This window comes from Dokdonella sp. (assembly GCF_019634775.1).
GTDB lineage: Bacteria > Pseudomonadota > Gammaproteobacteria > Xanthomonadales > Rhodanobacteraceae > Dokdonella.
On record NZ_JAHCAS010000001.1, the window covers coordinates 1568399 to 1582620 of the forward strand.

Consider the following 14222-nt stretch of genomic DNA (forward strand, 5'->3'; position numbering starts at 1 on the left):
TTCTTCAAGGCCCGTCGAAGCCCGCTGCGTTGCAGGCGCGCAGGTCGCGCGGCACGTGGCTCGGGTAGCCGCCGAAGGAGTCGAGGTTGAGGATCGCTTGTTCGGCACGCGGATCGAAGGCGAGGGCACAGAGCCAGGCATCGCGTGCGCGGGTGTTGTCGCCGGCTTGTTGCCAGGCGTAGCCGAGGTTGGTCCAGGCACGCGCGTTGGCCGGGGCGGTGACGAGGCTGGCCGTCCACAGGGCGATCTCGCTGCGGTAGTCGAACGTGCGCAGCCAGGTGGCGATGCCGAGCACGCCAAGGAGGAGGGCGGTGAGCGCATGCGCGGGTTGCGGTCGGCGCCATGTCGACAGCAGGCCGACCAGCAGCCAGGCCGGGCCGAGCAGGGCCAGGTAGAGATGGCGGTCATTGGCGGCGTCGAGGCGCGGCAGCAGTGAGTTCGAAGGCGCCAGCATCAGGAAATACCAGCCGATCGCGAAGGCGAACCACGGCCAGTGTCGACGCAGACGCAAGGCCGCGAGTGCGAGTGTGGCCAGCAGCACGGCGACGACGATCGGCGAAGCGACCGCCCCGACCGCCTGCACCGGCGGATCGATGTTGGTGCGCAAGCCGAGCAGCGGATGCACGAACAGATAGGCCTGGGCTTCGAGTTGCAGCGCGATCTGGGTGGCGAGGCCGCGCGTGCCGAGGCTGACTTCGAAGAAGTGCTGGTAGCCGGGCAAGGCGAGGAACGCACCGAGTGCAGTCAGCACCACGAGGACATGACCGGCATGACGGCGCACGAGCGCGTCGCGGGTTTCGCCGGATGGCGCACAGATCGCGAGCAGCACAAAGGCGAGCGGCACGACCAGGCTGGTCTCGCGCACGCCGAGCGCCAGCGCGAACAGCAGCGGCGAGGCGATCGACCAGCGTTGCCGCGTAGTGTCGAAACGCGCATCGGCCAGCCAGGCGGCGAGCATGAAGGTCGCCGCCAGCGAGATCGAACGTCCGCTTGCGTAGGCGACGGCCTCGGTGGTGGCCGGGTGCAGGGCGAACAGCAGGGCGGCCAGCGCCGCCGCATTCGGTGCATGCAGCCCGAGTCGCGGCAGCCAATGCTCGGCGAGGCGCCACGCGAGCAGGCTGTTGAGGAGGTGGATGCCGAGGTTGACCGCATGGAAGCCAAGCGGGCCTGGCCATGCCACATGGTTGAGGGCATACGAGAGCTTCAACAGCGGGCGGATGCCCGGCATCGACGCCCACCACGCGACCAGCGACCGGACGGCGGGATTGTCGACGATGACCGCGTAGTCATCGAACTGGAATGCGGCTGACAGCGCCGGCGCGTGCGCGGCGCCGACGAGTGCCGCCAGGCAGGCCGCGACCGCGAGCATGGCCACGCCATCGCGGCGTCGTGGTGCGGACTCAGCGAGCGGGGTCGCCATCGTCGAAGGCTCGCTCGATCAGTCCCGCGCTGTCCCACCAGCGGTCGGGTGCGGCCAGCAGCACGGCGAGCACGCGGCGGCCGTCACGCTCGGCGTAGACGATGAGGCAGCGTGCTGCTCGTGGCGTCCAGCCGGTCTTGACGCCACGCACACCAGCGAGTGTGCCGAGCAGGGCGTTGGTGTTGCGCATCACATGGCGCCGACCGCGTTGCGTGCTGAAGGTGAAGGATTCGCGGGCGACGTCGGTGGCGATAGTCTCGATCGAGAGTGCGGTGCGTGTCAGCGTGGCGAGGTCGCGTGCACTGGCGTGGTTGTCGTCGTGATCGTGGCCGCAGGCATTGGCAAAGCGTGTGCGCGTCAGGCCAAGTTCCGCCGCGCGTGCGTTCATGCGTGCGACGAAGCGCGCCTCGTCGCCACCGATTGCATCGGCGAGTGCGCGGCAGGCGTCGTTGGCCGAGCGCACCAGCATCGCCGCAAGCAGGTCGCCGCGGCGTGCGCGGTCGCCGGCTTGCAAGCCGAGCCGCGTGCCGGTTTCGGCCGCGGCTGTTTGCGTGATCGTGATTTCGTCGTCGGCCCGGCCTGATTCGGCCACCAGCACGGCGGTCATCAGCTTGGTCAGGCTGGCGATCGGCAAGGCGTCGTCGGCACGTCCGCCCCAGCGCGGCACACCGTCGATCTCGACGTAGTAGGCACGCGCGATGTCGGGATAGGGATCGGGCAGCGGCGCCGGTGCGCCCGCCGCAAGCGCAAGGCCTGCGGCGAGCAGCGCGAACGGTGCCGCTGTCATGACCACGATGTCATCAGTTGCGTTCGCCGAGGCGTTGGCTCGCATGGCGTGTGCAGAAGTCGCGGTACGGCGAAGCACGCATCGCCGTGTAGCCGCGGCCGGCACACTGTTGGGCGGCCAGTGCACGCGCCTGGTCAGGGCAGTGGCGGGCAACGAAACCGGGCTGCGTGCGCGCATCGGCCGCCGCGCAGGCCGGCGCCACCAGTTCCGGGCATCTTGCGCCGATGAAGTCGAGATTGCCGCTGGCCTTGGCCGCGTTGCAGGCCTTGGCGAGGATCGTCGCGCGTGGCCGTCCGCAGGCTTCGTAGCCTTCCCACGGGAAGCCGATTTCCTGCTTGGGGAACTTCGCCGGGTCGACCAGCGCATCGGCCTGACGCACGATATTTGCGCAGAATTTCTGCTTGAACGCCGCGCACGTGGCCTCGGTGCCAACGAACATCTGCCAGGACAGAGCCGAGTCGATCTGCGATTCGCAGGTCTGCGCGAGCATGGCGTTGCCGATCGCCTCGGGCGATTCGCTGGCGTAGTCGCAGCCGCCGATGCGCGTGCCCTCGAAGCGGATCGTCATCTCCATCGGCTGGCCTTCCACGCGCGTGGATGCGCGGATGCTGCCGCGGTAGGCATCGGGGCCGAGTTGCTCGGTCTCGCCTTCGCCACTCATCGCATCCTTGCCGGTGCATTCCATGCGGAACGTGTTGCGGTTGCCGTTGCGCGCAAAGCCGGTGATGCGGCAGTTGTCGTCGTGCGGGATCATCGAGCTGCTGCCGCCCTGCCTGGAGGTGCACACCTCGCTGGTCTGCGCCGGCATCTGGAATGGCATGCCCTTCATGTCGATGGTGGTCTTGACGCGGTATCGGTCACCGCTTTGTTCGGCGGCGCCGACACTGGCGGCAAGCACGAGGCAGAGGGCCGCGATCAGGCCGCGGCGGCTGTGGAGGTCGGTCATCGGTAGTGGCTCCGGGCAGGGGATGTCGGGCGCGGGCGCGGCACCCGTTGCCACACCTTACGCGGTTTCGCGGCCGATCCAATCAATCGGCGATCACATACTCCGGCAACTTGCGCGCGACTACGATGTTTTTCAGGCGCACGTATTTCGGCAGGCCGTCGCGGCCGTACGGCGGGGACGCCTCGCCACGGACCAGTGGTTCGAGGTAGCGCCGCGCGGCGGCGGTGATGCCGTAGCCATCGCGGCTGATGAAGCCTTTCGGCAGTTTCTTCTCGTGGTTGGCGACCCTGGCCAACGGCACGGCCTCGATCTTCCAGCGATACGGTGCATCGGAAGTACGGATGATCGCCGGCATGACCGCGTTGCGCCCGGCCAGGGCGAGTTCGACGCCGGCCTTGCCGACCGCACAGGCGTGGTCGAGGTCGGTCTTGGAGGCGATGTGGCGCGCCGAGCGCTGCAGGTAGTCCGGCAAGGCCCAGTGGTACTTGTAGCCGAGCCGGTCCTTGACCAGCTGGGCGACCAGCGGGGCGACGCCGCCGAGCTGGGCATGGCCGAAGGCGTCGCGCGTGCCGACTTCCGAGAGGAACCGGCCTTCCTTGTCGCGCACGCCTTCGGAGACGACGACCGTGCACCAGCCGACGCGCTCGACGGTGGCCCTGACGCGGGCGAGGAAAGCGTCCTCGTCGAAGGCGATCTCGGGGAACAGGATCACGTGCGGCGCCTCGTCGGCGCTCTTGCCGGCGAGGCCGGCGGCGGCGGCGATCCAGCCGGCGTGGCGGCCCATCACTTCGATGACGAAGACCTTGGTCGAGGATTCGGCCATCGAGGCGACATCGAGGCTGGCTTCGAGCACGGACACGGCCGTGTACTTCGCCACCGAGCCGAAGCCGGGGCAGCAGTCGGTCACGGCGAGGTCGTTGTCGACGGTCTTGGGTACGCCGACCACGGTGACGTCGTAGCCGAGCGCCTTGCCGACCTGCGAGATCTTGAGCGAGGTGTCGGCCGAGTCGTTGCCGCCGTTGTAGAGGAACCAGCGGATGTCGTGCGCGCGGAACACCTCGATCAGGCGCTCGTAGCGCGCGCGGTCCTGCTCGATCGACTTGAGCTTGAAGCGGCACGAGCCGAACGCGCCGCCCGGGGTGTGGCGCAATGCCGCGATCGCCGCGGCCGATTCCTTCGAGGTGTCGATCAGGTCCTCGCGCAGCGCGCCGATGATGCCGTTGCGCGCGGCCAGCACGCGCACGCCGTGCTTGCGCGCGGTCTCGATCACGGCGCCGGCCGTGGCATTGATGACGGCGGTGACGCCGCCGGATTGCGCGTACAGCAGCTTGCCCTGCATGGATGGTTCCTCGTCGTTCGTTGCCGCGCCACGGTTTGACTGTATCGGCGTCTGCGGCTAGCGTTGCCGAGTCTAGCGCAGCACTGCTTTCGTCCACGCTGCCGTCAACCCAAGGACCACTATGCGACTCGTGCTGCTCGGTGCACCCGGTTCGGGCAAGGGGACTCAGGCTGCCTCGTTGAAGACCTCGCTCGGCGTTCCGCATGTTTCCACCGGCGACCTGCTGCGCGCGGCAGTCAAGGCCGGCACGCCGCTCGGCCTCAAGGCCAAGGCGGTCATGGAGGCCGGCCAGCTCGTCTCCGACGACATCGTCCTCGGCATGCTCGAGGAGCGCCTCGCCGAAGCCGACGCCAAGGCCGGTTTCATCCTCGACGGCTATCCGCGCAACGTCGCCCAGTGCACCGCGCTCGAGGCGCTGCTCGCGCGCATCGGCCAGCCGCTCGACGTGGCGGTCAAGCTGGAAGTGCCAAATGAACTGATCGTCGAGCGCATCGCTGGCCGTGCCGCCGCCGAGGGGCGCAAGGACGACACCCCCGAGACCGTGCGCGAGCGCCTGCGTGTGTATGCCGAACAGACCGAGCCGGTCGCGGGCTACTTCGCCGAGCACGGCAAGCTGGTCGTCGTCGACGGCGTCGGCTCGCTCGACGAGGTGTTCGCGCGCATCACCGCCGCCTTGCCGAAGCACTGATGCGCGCCGCCGCGCGGGCCGCGGCCGGCGGGGACTCCGCGCGATGAAACTGCACATCCTCGGCATCTGCGGCACCTTCATGGGCGGCATCGCCGCGCTCGCGCGCGAACTCGGCCACGAGGTCGATGGCTCGGACGCGAATGTCTATCCGCCGATGTCGACCCAGCTCGAAGCGCTCGGCATCGCCCTGAAATCCGGCTACGCCGCGGCCCATCTCGAACCGGCGCCCGATCTCGTCGTCGTCGGCAACGCGCTTTCGCGCGGCAATCCGGCGGTCGAACATCTGCTCGACACGCGCCTGCCCTACATCTCCGGTCCGCAATGGCTCGGCGAACAGGTGCTCGCCGGCCGCCGCGTGCTCGCCGTCGCCGGCACACATGGCAAGACCACCACCACCTCGCTGCTGGCCTGGCTGCTCGAATCGGCCGGGCGCGCGCCGGGTTTCCTCGTCGGCGGCGTGCCGGCGAACTTTGGGGTGTCGGCCAGGCTGGGGCCGGGATTGGAGATTGGGGATTGGGGAACGGAAAGAGCAGGTCGCGGGAGCCTGCCCGGCGGTGTCGAATCCCCGGTCCCGAATCCCGAATCCCCGCTCTTCGTCATCGAAGCCGACGAATACGACACGGCCTTCTTCGACAAGCGTTCGAAGTTCGTGCACTACCGGCCGAGCGTGGCGATCCTGAACAACCTCGAATACGACCACGCCGACATCTTCCCTGATGTCGCCGCGATCCAGCGCCAGTTCCATCACCTGGTGCGCATCGTGCCGGGCAACGGCTGCCTGGTCGTCAATGCCGAGGACGCGCGCCTCGCCGAGGTGCTGGCGATGGGCTGCTGGTCGCCGGTCGAGAGTTTCGGCATCGATGCCGGCGACTGGCGTGCCGAACTCGTCGAAGCCGATGGCTCGGTGTTCCGCGTGAGCCAGCGCGGCGAGGCGATCGGCGAAGTGCGCTGGTCGATGCTCGGTCGCCACAACGTGATGAACGCGCTCGCCGCGCTGGTCGCCGCTCATGCGGTCGGCATCGACGTGCGCACGCTGCTGCCGGCGTTTGCCGGTTTCGGCAGCGTGAAGCGTCGCCTCGAACGCATCGGCGAGCATGCCGGCATCGTCGTGCTCGACGACTTCGCCCATCATCCGACCGCCATCGCCACCACGCTGGCCGGCCTGCGTGCGCGCGTCGGCGCGGGCCGTCTCGTCGTCGCCCTCGAGCCGCGCTCGAACTCGATGCGGCTTGGTGCGCATGCCGAAGAACTCGCGCCCTCACTGGCTGACGCTGATCGCGTCGTCTTCCTGCATCGCCCCGAACTGCCGTGGGATGCACAGCGCGTGATCGGCGCGCTGGGTGGACGCGGCACGACGGCATCGAGCGTCGATGCCCTGCTCGGCGCGTTGGCCGGCGAGGTGCGGAGTGGCGACCATGTCGTCTTCATGTCCAACGGCGGCTTCGAGGACGCGCCGCGCCGGTTCTTCGCGCGCCTGCGCGGCCAGTGAGCCCGGCGCCGATGCGATTCCGGCGCGAGGCTGTTCCGCCTGTGCTGCGTGCCGCATCGTTGTTGGCCTGGCTGCTGCTCGCGCTGGCAGCGTTGCGCGGCATCCTGTTCATCGCCGCCGAGCCGATGCTGGCCGTCGCCAACAATTTCGACATGATCCGCGTGCAGGCCTGCATCGACGTCTTTCCGGCGCGGGCCGATGATGTGCCGATCGAGGCGTCCAGTCATCGCGCGCCCCTCGAACGCTACCGTTTCGCGCACTCGGACAGTCCATGCTTCATCACCTCTGAACTGTTGTTCGCCGCCCTGGCCGTGCCGGGAATGTGGGTGGAACAGGCGATCCGCGACGACGCGACGTTCTCGTTGCGCTGGCAGGGCTGGATCAAGCTCGCGCTGCTGCTCGCGTTCGCCGCCGCAGTGACGCATCGTCTGCTTGCCCTTGGCCGTGCGGACCTGGCCGTGGGTCACGCGGCCCTGGTTGCGCTGGTGCTGTGTGATCCGGGCAACCTGGTCTACTTCAACACGTTCTATGCGCAGGCTGCCGCCGTGTTGTTCCTGTATGCGCTGCTGGCAGGAACCGTGGTCGTGGTCGCCACGGACGCCGAGCCATCGCGCATCGCGTTGGTCGCGCTGGGACTGTGTGCGGCACTGCTGGCCTTGACCAAGCTCCAGCATGCCGTCTTGCCGCTGGCGATCGTCGTCCTGCTGCTTCCGTTGGCGTGGCGGCATCCGCAACGCTGGCGGCGCCCCCTGCTGGCGATGGTCATCGGTGGAGTGGTCGGCGGTGGCGTGCAGGTCGTGCAGATGAATTCGGCGCACACGGTGGGCATCGCACGGGCCAATATCGTCAATACGGTTTTCCCGACCATGCTCCCCGAGTCCGCGGACGTCGCGCGCACCATGGCCGAACTCGGCCTGTCGGAACGTTGCCTGCAGGCGGTCGGCAAGAGCTGGTACATGCGCGGCATGCAGGACGGAAGCCTGTGCCCGGAGTCGCTGGAGCTTTCGCGTGGTCGCGTGACCCGGGTATTGCTGGCGAACCCGATGATCATCTGGCGCATGGTCAACGGCGCCATCGAGCGCATGCGGCCGTGGTTGTCGCCGCATCTTGGCATGGTGGCCGGTCTCGATCTCGCACCACTGCCCGCCGGTGTGCCGACGCTTGCACGAATCATCGAGGCGATGCCGATGGCTGTCTGGAAATTCGGCCTGCTCGGTTTGCCCCTGCTGGCTTGCGTGATGGCTCTGCGGCGAACACACGGCGCGCAGGTGGCCGGGAACGCGCTGCTGATGACCTGTTGCGTGCTGCCGCTGTTCATCACCGGCGTAGCGGTATACGGCGACGGCTATGTGGACCTGCACGCGCACACGCACTTGGCGTTTCCGCTGTCGATGGTCGCCCTCGTGCTGGTGGCATGGATGCTGGCAATGGATCTCGTCGCCGGGCTGCGCGCCTTGCGGATGTCATGACGCCATTGCGGGATTGATTGCAGCATCCCTAGACTCCCGCGGTGGAATCGACCGACCTCCCGCTGTTTCCGCTGTCCACCGTGCTGTTTCCCGGCGGGCAGTTGCAGTTGCGCATCTTCGAGGCGCGCTATCTCGACCTGGTGCGCGACTGCGCGCGCGACGGCTCGGGTTTCGGCGTGTGTCTGATTCTCGAAGGCGGCGAAGTCGGCGAGCCGGCGATTCCCGCCGCCTTCGGCACGCTCGCGCGCATCAGCGATTTCCACACCCTGCCTGGTGGTCTGCTCGGTATCCAGGTGAGGGGTGGCGAGCGCTTCCATGTCGAGGAGACTCGCGTGCGCAGCAACGGGCTCGTGCACGCACGGGTGCGTTTCCTGCCCGACGAACCGGTCGTCACCGTGCCGGCCGAACATGGCCTGCTGGCGACGATCCTCGAGCGTCTGCTCGAACGCATTGGCGGTGCGCCTGCCCGTGTCGAACGTGCGCGCTACGACGACGCGAGCTGGCTCGGGTTCCGTCTCGCCGAAACCTTGCCGCTGGAGGCGCACGAACGCCAGGAGTTGTTGCAGATGACCGATCCGCTCGCCCGTCTCGGGCGCCTGACCCACCATATCCCGCGCTTCCAGCGCGCATGAAGGAATCCGCATGAGCACGCTTGCCGGCAAGACCCTGTTCATCACCGGTGCCTCGCGAGGCATCGGCCTCGCCATCGCCGAGCGCGCGGCACGCGACGGCGCCAATATCGTCATCGCCGCAAAGAGCAACGTCGCCAACCCGAAGCTGCCCGGGACAATCCATACCGCCGCTGCGGCCATCGAGGCGGCCGGCGGGCGGGCGTTGGCGTTGCAGGTCGACATCCGCGAGGAGGAGCAGGTCGTCGCCGCCGTCGCGCGCACGGTCGAGCAGTTCGGCGGCATTGACATCCTCGTCAACAATGCCAGTGCGATCTGGTTGCGCGGCACGCTCGATACGCCGATGAAGCGCTGGGATCTCATGCACCAGGTCAATGCGCGTGGCAGCTTCCTGTGCTCACAGGCCTGCCTGCCGTACCTGCGCAAGGCGGAGAATCCGCACATCCTCATGCTCGCGCCACCGCCGAGTCTCGATCCAAAATGGTTCGGGCCGCATGTCGCCTACACGATCGCCAAGTACGGCATGAGCTTGTGCGTGCTCGGCATGGCCGAAGAGTTCCGCGCCGAGGGCATCGCCGTCAATGCGCTGTGGCCGCGCACGCTGATCGCAACGGACGCGTTGAACATGATCCCGGGTGTCTCCACCGCGAACGCGCGTACCCCGGCCATCGTCGCCGATGCCGCGCACGCGATCCTGGTCACGCCGAGCCGCGAGCGCACTGGGCAGTTCCTGATCGACGACGAAGTCCTCGCCGCGGCCGGCGTCAGCGACTTCGATCGCTATGCCGTCGCGCCGGGCCAGCCATTGCTGCCCGATCTATTCCTCGACGCTTCGCGCTAGGATCGCCGGCACACAGGGGAGACATCATGTCGAAGCCGTCGTTCGTTCTCGTTCTCGGTTTGTTGGTCGCCTCGTCCGCGCAGGCCGACCTCGTGTTCCACCAGGGTTTCGAGACCTGCTGGTCGTCCGCCTTGACCAAGGCCGATTTCCTCGCCCGCCTGCGCAACCAGGTCGACGGACGCACAGCCTGCCTGCCACCGCAGTCGGGCAACCAGTCCGGCATCGCCTACACGATCTGCAACACGCCGGACGGCTGCGGCAGCGGCGTGCCGGGTTGCGCGGTCACGGTGCAGTCGCAGGACTTTGCCGGTGACTTCATTGCCGGCCAGTTCAGCGCGCCGGGAACGGCGAGCGACATCGCCGTACCGTTGACGACGAGCCTGTTCGGCAACTGCACGATCAACATCACCGGCGTCACCCTGACGACCACGGTCGACTACCTCATGCGCCTCGACGGCATCGACGGCGTCCACGTCGAAGACATGCAGACGCCGCTGGTCGACATCACCAATTACTCGACCAGCAACAACTGCAACCCGGTCGTGGGGGCGCTCATCGCGAGCTACATCCCGCAGGCCGTCACCAGCGCCGAGGAAAATGCCGCAGCGGCCATCGAGCCGGGTCTGCGTGCGGACACGGTCGGCCAGTCGGTCTGTCCCTTGACTCCATGAAACCGGTATCCGATCCGTGAGCATCACATCCGACCTCATCGCAGCGGCGCGCCGTTGCAGTATGCCGGTGTACCGCCCGCGCGAGCTGGTCCTCGAGCGCGGCCAGGGTTCGCGCCTGTGGGATATCGAGGGCCGCGAGTACATCGACTTCGCCGCCGGCATCGCGGTCAGTTCGCTCGGCCATGGTGATCCCGACATCCTCGCCGCCCTGCACGATCAGGCCGCGCGGCTGTGGCACACCAGCAACGTCTTCTACAGCGAACCGCCGATCCATCTCGCCGCGGAACTGGTCGCGGCCAGCGGATTCGCCAGACACGTGTTCCTGTGCAATTCAGGCGCAGAGGCCAACGAAGCCGCGATCAAGCTGGTGCGCAAGTTCGCCGCCGAGGCCGGGCGTCCACCCGAACGACGCACGATCCTCACATTCGAGGGCTCGTTCCATGGCCGTACCCTCGCCACGGTCACCGCCACCGCGCAGCCGAAGTACCAGCAGGGTTACGAGCCCCTGCCGGGCGGCTTCCGCTACGGGCGCTTCAACGACATCGACGCGCTCGATGCCGTGCTCGACGGCGACGTCTGCGCCGTGCTGGTCGAGCCGATCCAGGGCGAGAGCGGCGTCGTTCCGGCCACGCCGGAGTTCCTGCGCGCGCTGCGCGAACGCTGCGACGCGCTCGGCGCCCTGCTCGTGTTCGACGAGATCCAGTGCGGGTTGGGTCGTACCGGGCGCTTGTGGGCGCACGACTGGGTCGGGGTGAAGCCCGACGTGATGACCCTGGCCAAGGCGCTTGGCGCCGGTTTTCCCATCGGTGCCATGCTGGTTGGCGAGAAGGCCAGCGAGACGATGCAGTTCGGTGCACACGGCTCGACCTTCGGCGGCAATCCACTCGCCGCCGCAGTTGCGCGCGTCGCCCTGCGCAAGCTGTCCTCAGCCGAACTGCTGGCCAATGTCGAGCGCCAGTCGGTCACGCTGCGGATCGGGCTTGAGCGCCTCGGCAACGCCAGTGGCGTGTTCTCGCAGGTGCGCGGCCGCGGTCTGATGCTCGGCGCCGTGCTCGCGCCGGACCATGCCGGCCGCGCCGGAGAAATCCTCGACCACGCCGCGCACGAAGGCCTGCTCCTGCTGCAGGCCGGTCCCGACGTGCTGCGCTTCGTGCCGGCGTTGAACATCGGCGCCGAGGATGTCGCCGAAGGCCTGGCGCGGCTCGAGGCCGCGCTGGCCACTTTCACGGCATGAGGGCATCGCAGCGAGCCGTTCGCCGCGCAGGCTCCTGGTCTCAGGGTGAATCGAAGCCGTTGGCAAAGATGACGTCGCTGACCTGGTAGAGGCGGCAGCGGCCGAACTCCGAGGTGCCGAGGTTCCGTGGTGGCACCAGCGGATTGTTCGGCGGGCCGGACAGGCGCGTGGCCGTGGCCATGATCTGCCGCGTGCTGTCGAAGTAGTTGCCGGACAGGCCGGTGATGCCGCCCTGGAAGGTCACGTTGCCGTCGCTGCTGCTGGTGCCGTTGCTGATCTGCACGAAGCTGGAGCCGAGCCAGTCTTCGCCCTGGCCCCAGAAGCCCTGTGGTTGTGCGCCGACGAAGACCAGCGTGCATTGCGGCGCGGCGTAGAAGTCGATGCGGTACCAGCCATTGCGCGAGGTCAGCGTGCCGGTGGCGGTGCCCTGGGCGGAGGTGCCGATGGCGTTGCTGATGGTTGGGTTGTTCTGATTCCCGTTGGCGGCATTGGCCGGCGGCTGGGTGTTGTTGCCGTTGACCAGGTCGCGGCCATCGTCCCCGAGATCGATACCGATGCCGGCGTTGTCGTGGAAGCGGTTGCGCCGGATCGTGTTGAGGTTGGCGTTGACGATGGCTGCGCCGTCCAGGCCATTGAAGGCGATGCGATTGCCCTCGACGCGCTGGCCGGCGGCGCCGTTGGCGATGCGGATGCCGTGGCCGCCATTGCCGCGGTTGGCGCAGGTGCCCACGCATAGGGCCGGGATGCCGATGCGGTTGTCGAGGATGCGGCTGTCGATGGCATTGCCACCGGTCAGTTCGATGCCGTGCGAGGCATTGTTGGAGATGACGTTGCCGCGGATGACATGGTTGCTGCCTCCGGTGATGCGGATGCCGATGTCGTTGCCACGCAGGTCGCCGCCGCTGCGCGTGCCGATGTAGTTGTTCTCGACTACTGCGCCGAGCGGATGGGTGCTGCCTGAACCGCCGATGCCGATGCCGTTGCCGAGGGCATGCACGATGACGTTGCGTTCACCCGCTTCAGGGCCGCCGATGCGTACGCCCTCGGTTGCGCCACCGATGCGCACGCCGGTGCCGCTGGGCAGGGCGGTGAAGCTGCCGAACGCGCCGCCGACCTGCACGCCGGCCAGGCGGTGATCGCGCCCGCCGGCAAACTGCACCGCGGCGATGGAATGGCCGGAGAACCCCAGGCCCTCGATGCTGACTGTGGCATCGGGCGAAGCGTTGGTGGCGACATTCAGGCCATAGGCACCGGTGATCTGATTGGCACCGTCGATGACCACGCAGATGTTTGCATTGTTGCCGGCGACGGTGCTGTTGCGGCTGGCGCCGGGCTGGGTGTAGCCGTCGATGATGACCGGATGGGCGATGGTGGGCAGCAGCGAGGCGAGTGTGATGACGCGCGGGCAGGCGCCGGGGATGTTGAAGTGGATGTGGTTGAGATTGGGCGCGGCGTTGGCGTCGATCAGCGCCTGGCGCAGCGAGCCGGGGCCGCTGTCGTTGCTGTTGCTGACGCTGAGCACCGTGGTGGTGGAGCCGACATTGCTTTCGAATGCGCCCCGATCCGGGGCAGTGCCGAACCAGCGTGGATTTCCGGCGAAGTCTTTCTGGGTGTTCAGGTTGATTTCCACGCGACCGGAGTTGATCGCCGGTGATCCGCCGGCGGGCCGCCAGTCGTTTGCCGCCGGGTTGACGAACTGCGGGTCGGTCGTCAGCGTCGCCACGGCTACCGGGAAGACAGGCCGATTGGCGGAGATGCCGTTGCCGAAGATGTTGTTGAAGGCATGGACCTCGATGTTCGGCACCGAGTTGCGCTTGCGCAGACGCACGTCCTGGGTGTTGTCCCAGAACACGTTGCTGTACAACCGCAGGAGCCAGTTGTCGGTTTCCGGAAGGTCATCTCGGGCGAGGCACAGGGCACCGTCGCCAACGTTGCTGGCGAACGTGGTGTGTTCGACGCGCATCGACTCCAGGTTGTAGGTGTTCACTTCGATGGCGCAGTTGCCAAAGCCGCCCTGGGTGCCGCCGCTGAGCGTGACCAGACTGTTGCGCACGACAACTCTGTCGCCGGTCAGGAGCGACGTGCCGACCAGATCGAACCAGAGGCGCTCCAGAGTTATGCTGCCGTTGCCGCTCCAAATCCGCAGATGTGGCACGTTGCGGAAGGTCAGCCGTTCAATCGCTATACTGGAGCCGTCAAAGCCGACATCGATGTCCAGGGCGGCGCCGGTCAGGACGGTGGCAGCCGGATCTTCGCTGCGCGCTGCGCACCCGGGCAAGTAGCCGCCCTGGATACGCACGGGCTCGAGGTCGGTGAGCAGGTTGCCATTATCGGAGTCGATCCCGCTGCCGCTCATGTTCCAGATGCCGGTGGTCATCTTGATGACCACCGGTTCTACCTGGGCCTTGCTCCAGGCGGTATTGAACTGGGCGACGGTGCTGACGCAGTACTCTTCCTGCGCCGCCGCTGACGGAGCGACGAACGCGAGCAGCAGGGCCGCGAGGCATGCGGGTGCGGTGGCAGCAGGGGTCCGGCGAAGGCGGCCGGTGGTGCTGATCGAAGGCATGGCGGAGCCCTTGGCGAAAGAGGATTGCCGGCAACAACGCAGTTCGACCACAAATCGGGCCACCGCGGCCGAGGTGGCACTCAGGATCCGAATGCCATGGGGGCGGATCAGGCCGCGATGGCGGTGGGCCTGCATCGTCCCGG

General features: G+C 67.7%; 12 protein-coding genes. 7 read left to right on the forward strand and 5 right to left on the reverse strand.

Features of this window, described 5'->3' with window-relative positions; all coding sequences use genetic code 11:
- Positions 1-4: 4 nt before the first annotated feature.
- The 4 genes from KF907_RS06660 to KF907_RS06675 all read right to left on the reverse strand — a co-directional run bounded on the left by KF907_RS06660 (position 5) and on the right by KF907_RS06675 (position 4492).
- The gene (locus KF907_RS06660) at positions 5-1420 is read right to left on the reverse strand and encodes a tetratricopeptide repeat protein (RefSeq protein ID WP_291219203.1); all 1416 of its coding nucleotides are present in this window, start codon (positions 1418-1420) and stop codon (positions 5-7) included.
- A complete protein-coding gene (locus tag KF907_RS06665) occupies positions 1401-2252 on the reverse strand; it encodes a D-alanyl-D-alanine carboxypeptidase family protein (protein ID WP_291219205.1) in 852 nt (283 codons plus the stop codon). The genes KF907_RS06660 and KF907_RS06665 overlap by 20 nt, the downstream gene beginning before the upstream one ends.
- Positions 2221-3153 carry a DUF3617 domain-containing protein gene (locus KF907_RS06670; RefSeq protein ID WP_291219206.1) on the reverse strand — a complete coding sequence of 311 codons (933 nt, stop codon included), beginning with the start codon at positions 3151-3153 and terminating at the stop codon, positions 2221-2223. The genes KF907_RS06665 and KF907_RS06670 overlap by 32 nt, the downstream gene beginning before the upstream one ends.
- Before the next feature lie 82 nt (positions 3154-3235).
- Complete coding sequence (locus KF907_RS06675) at positions 3236-4492, reverse strand: 6-phosphofructokinase (RefSeq protein ID WP_291219207.1); 1257 nt, start codon at positions 4490-4492, stop codon at positions 3236-3238.
- 121 nt (positions 4493-4613) lie between these two features.
- On the opposite strand from KF907_RS06675, the gene KF907_RS06680 reads away from it, so the two are divergent.
- The 7 genes from KF907_RS06680 to KF907_RS06710 all read left to right on the forward strand — a co-directional run bounded on the left by KF907_RS06680 (position 4614) and on the right by KF907_RS06710 (position 11513).
- The gene (locus tag KF907_RS06680) at positions 4614-5180 is read left to right on the forward strand and encodes an adenylate kinase (RefSeq protein ID WP_291219208.1); all 567 of its coding nucleotides are present in this window, start codon (positions 4614-4616) and stop codon (positions 5178-5180) included.
- A 43-nt stretch (positions 5181-5223) separates the two neighbouring features.
- Positions 5224-6669: a UDP-N-acetylmuramate:L-alanyl-gamma-D-glutamyl-meso-diaminopimelate ligase gene (mpl, locus tag KF907_RS06685; RefSeq protein WP_291219210.1), complete on the forward strand. Its 1446-nt coding sequence runs from the start codon at positions 5224-5226 to the stop codon at positions 6667-6669.
- 62 nt (positions 6670-6731) lie between these two features.
- The gene (gene wsfD, locus KF907_RS06690; protein WP_291219211.1) at positions 6732-8138 is read left to right on the forward strand and encodes a glycan biosynthesis hexose transferase WsfD; all 1407 of its coding nucleotides are present in this window, start codon (positions 6732-6734) and stop codon (positions 8136-8138) included.
- Between the two features lie 41 nt (positions 8139-8179).
- Entirely contained in the window at positions 8180-8770 is a 591-nt protein-coding gene (locus KF907_RS06695) for an LON peptidase substrate-binding domain-containing protein (RefSeq protein ID WP_291219212.1), read from the forward strand.
- Positions 8771-8780: 10 nt separating this feature from the next.
- A complete protein-coding gene (locus KF907_RS06700) occupies positions 8781-9608 on the forward strand; it encodes an SDR family oxidoreductase (protein WP_291219213.1) in 828 nt (275 codons plus the stop codon).
- A gap of 26 nt (positions 9609-9634) precedes the next feature.
- Positions 9635-10279 carry a hypothetical protein gene (locus KF907_RS06705; RefSeq protein ID WP_291219215.1) on the forward strand — a complete coding sequence of 215 codons (645 nt, stop codon included), beginning with the start codon at positions 9635-9637 and terminating at the stop codon, positions 10277-10279.
- 16 nt (positions 10280-10295) lie between these two features.
- Complete coding sequence (locus KF907_RS06710) at positions 10296-11513, forward strand: acetylornithine/succinylornithine family transaminase (RefSeq protein WP_472843827.1); 1218 nt, start codon at positions 10296-10298, stop codon at positions 11511-11513.
- A gap of 40 nt (positions 11514-11553) precedes the next feature.
- Here KF907_RS06710 and KF907_RS06715 read toward each other — a convergent pair whose 3' ends face one another.
- Positions 11554-14079 carry a choice-of-anchor Q domain-containing protein gene (locus tag KF907_RS06715; RefSeq protein ID WP_291219217.1) on the reverse strand — a complete coding sequence of 842 codons (2526 nt, stop codon included), beginning with the start codon at positions 14077-14079 and terminating at the stop codon, positions 11554-11556.
- Between the last annotated feature and the right edge of the window lie 143 nt (positions 14080-14222).

Coding starts and splice junctions, on each gene's coding strand:
- KF907_RS06665 (WP_291219205.1), bottom strand. CDS start 2,252: ATGCGAGCCAACGCCTCGGCGAACGCAACTGATGACATCGTGGTCATG.
- KF907_RS06700 (WP_291219213.1), top strand. CDS start 8,781: ATGAGCACGCTTGCCGGCAAGACCCTGTTCATCACCGGTGCCTCGCGA.
- KF907_RS06660 (WP_291219203.1), bottom strand. CDS start 1,420: ATGGCGACCCCGCTCGCTGAGTCCGCACCACGACGCCGCGATGGCGTG.
- KF907_RS06680 (WP_291219208.1), top strand. CDS start 4,614: ATGCGACTCGTGCTGCTCGGTGCACCCGGTTCGGGCAAGGGGACTCAG.
- KF907_RS06715 (WP_291219217.1), bottom strand. CDS start 14,079: ATGCCTTCGATCAGCACCACCGGCCGCCTTCGCCGGACCCCTGCTGCC.
- KF907_RS06705 (WP_291219215.1), top strand. CDS start 9,635: ATGTCGAAGCCGTCGTTCGTTCTCGTTCTCGGTTTGTTGGTCGCCTCG.
- KF907_RS06670 (WP_291219206.1), bottom strand. CDS start 3,153: ATGACCGACCTCCACAGCCGCCGCGGCCTGATCGCGGCCCTCTGCCTC.
- KF907_RS06675 (WP_291219207.1), bottom strand. CDS start 4,492: ATGCAGGGCAAGCTGCTGTACGCGCAATCCGGCGGCGTCACCGCCGTC.
- mpl (WP_291219210.1), top strand. CDS start 5,224: ATGAAACTGCACATCCTCGGCATCTGCGGCACCTTCATGGGCGGCATC.